The sequence below is a fragment of the Spirulina sp. LEGE 11439 genome (assembly GCF_059821285.1).
The window spans coordinates 65913-68288 of sequence record NZ_JCAMRX010000035.1; the positions used below are offsets into that span (position 1 = coordinate 65913).

Consider the following 2376-nt stretch of genomic DNA (forward strand, 5'->3'; position numbering starts at 1 on the left):
GTCAAGCACAAGTTGAGGGGGTCTCGGGAACATGGAAAGACCTCACCGAGAATGTCAACTTTATGGCTTCTAATTTGACCGATCAGGTGCGAAATATCGCAGATGTGGCAACTGCTGTAGCTGAAGGAGACTTATCGACAAAAATTACTGTTGATGCCAAGGGAGAAATCCTCGAACTCAAAGACACCCTCAATACTATGGTGGATAATCTCAATGCCTTCTCTTCGGAAGTGACACGGGTGGCGAAAGAAGTTGGAACCGATGGCATTTTAGGCGGTCAAGCACAAGTTGAGGGGGTCTCGGGAACATGGAAAGACCTCACCGAGAATGTGAATGTCATGGCGGCAAATCTCACCAGTCAGGTGCGGAATATTGCCGAAGTGACTACGGCGGTTGCCGAAGGAGATTTATCTAAGAAAATTACCGTGGATGTGAAAGGAGAAGTCCTTGAATTGAAAAAGACCGTGAATACAATGGTCGATCGCCTGAATGCCTTCTCGTCTGAAGTCACCCGGGTGGCACAAGAAGTGGGAACAGAAGGTAAACTCGGCGGTCAGGCCCAAGTGAAAGGAGTATCGGGAACGTGGTTGGATCTCACCAATAATGTTAACTTTATGGCAGCAAATCTCACCAGTCAGGTGCGAAATATTGCCGAAGTGACTACGGCAGTTGCAGAGGGGGACTTATCCAAGCAAATTACCGTGGATGCGAAAGGGGAAATTCTCGAACTCAAAGACACCATTAATATCATGGTCGATCGCCTCAATGCTTTCTCGTCTGAAGTCACTCGCGTGGCACAAGAAGTGGGAGTTGAGGGCAAATTAGGAGGTCAAGCACAGGTCAAAGGGGTTTCGGGGACATGGCTGGATCTCACCAACAATGTCAACTTTATGGCTGCTAACCTCACGGATCAGGTGCGAAATATTGCTGAAGTCGCGACAGCCGTGGCAATGGGAGACTTATCCCAGAAAATTACCGTTAAAGCGGAAGGAGAAATCCTCGAATTAAAAACCACCCTCAACACGATGGTAGACCAGTTAAATACCTTTGCCGATGAAGTCACGCGAGTCGCTAAAGAAGTGGTTGCCGGGCAATTGGGGGGTCAAGCCCAAGTGAAAGGGGTTGCCGGGACATGGAAAGATTTAACCGATAATGTCAACTTGATGGCAGCAAATCTCACGGATCAAGTGAAACAAATTGCCAAAGTGGCGATCGCCGTGGCCAAATCCTCCGATGAGATGATGGGAGAAAGTCAAACCATGAAGTCAGCCTCGGAACAAACCGCCGTTCAAGCTAATGCCGTCTCTACTTCTGCCGAACAGGTTAGCGCCAATTCCCAATCCGTGGCAACGGGGGTAGAGGAAATGACCGCCAGTATCCGCGAAATCGCCAAAAATGCAACCGATGCCGCTCAAGTCGCGACCAACGCCGTACAGACCGCCGAAACGACCAATGAGACAATTTCTAAGTTAGGGGTGAGTAGTGCAGAAATCGGCAAAGTGATTAAAACCATTACCTCCATCGCCCAACAAACCAACCTCCTCGCCCTCAATGCCACTATCGAAGCCGCAAGGGCGGGAGAAGCAGGAAAAGGCTTTGCGGTTGTGGCTAATGAGGTAAAAGAATTGGCGAAACAGACTGCAACAGCGACAGAAGATATCAGCCAGAAAATTGAGGCGATTCAAACTGATACCAAAGGATCGGTCGAAGCGATCGTGCAAATTACGTCAATTATCAATCAAATCAACGACATTCAAAATACCATTGCTTCCGCCGTAGAAGAACAAACCGCCACGACCAACGAAATTGCCCGCAACGTCAACCAAGCCGCCCAAGGTTCCTCGGAAATTGCCCGCAACATTACCACCGTGGCACAAGCGGCAGAAAGTACGACGGCAAGTGCGGGTAAAACCCAAGGTGCTGCCAGCGAATTATCGGAAACGGCGACAGAATTACAGCAATTAGTCAATCGTTTTAAGTTTTAAATTGAATGGTAAAAATTCGCGTTCTCGTTGTCGATGATTCTGTTATCGTTCGCCGGATGGTCAGTAATGTTCTGTCCGACGATCCGGATATTGATGTCGTTGGCGTTGCGGCCAATGGTCGTATTGCCCTTGCTAAAATCCCCCAAGTCAATCCCGATCTCATCGTTTTAGATATCGAAATGCCGGATATGAATGGGTTACAAACCTTGAAGGAAATCCGGAAAATCTATCAAGAACTCCCTGTTATTATGTTTAGTGCGATTACTGAACTCGGGGCAACGGTCACTCTCGACGCACTCGCTTTAGGGGCGAACGATTACGTGACCAAACCCGATCGCAGTGGGTCAAAAGATGCGGCTTTAGACTACATTCGCCAACAACTCATCCCTAA

At 48.5% G+C, this 2376-nt stretch carries 1 protein-coding gene and 2 pseudogenes; all 3 read left to right on the forward strand.

The genetic code is table 11. The features are described 5' to 3' along the window. Positions 1 to 1226: pseudogene (locus AC6RV6_RS20485) on the forward strand (HAMP domain-containing protein); the annotation flags it as partial. Positions 1227 to 1454: 228 nt separating this feature from the next. Continuing rightward, a pseudogene (locus AC6RV6_RS20490) lies at positions 1455 to 1985 on the forward strand (methyl-accepting chemotaxis protein); the annotation flags it as partial. Between the two features lie 5 nt (positions 1986 to 1990). Then, positions 1991 to 2376, forward strand: a 386-nt coding sequence (locus AC6RV6_RS20495; protein ID WP_500242733.1) for a response regulator, incomplete at its 3' end; no start/stop codon positions are given.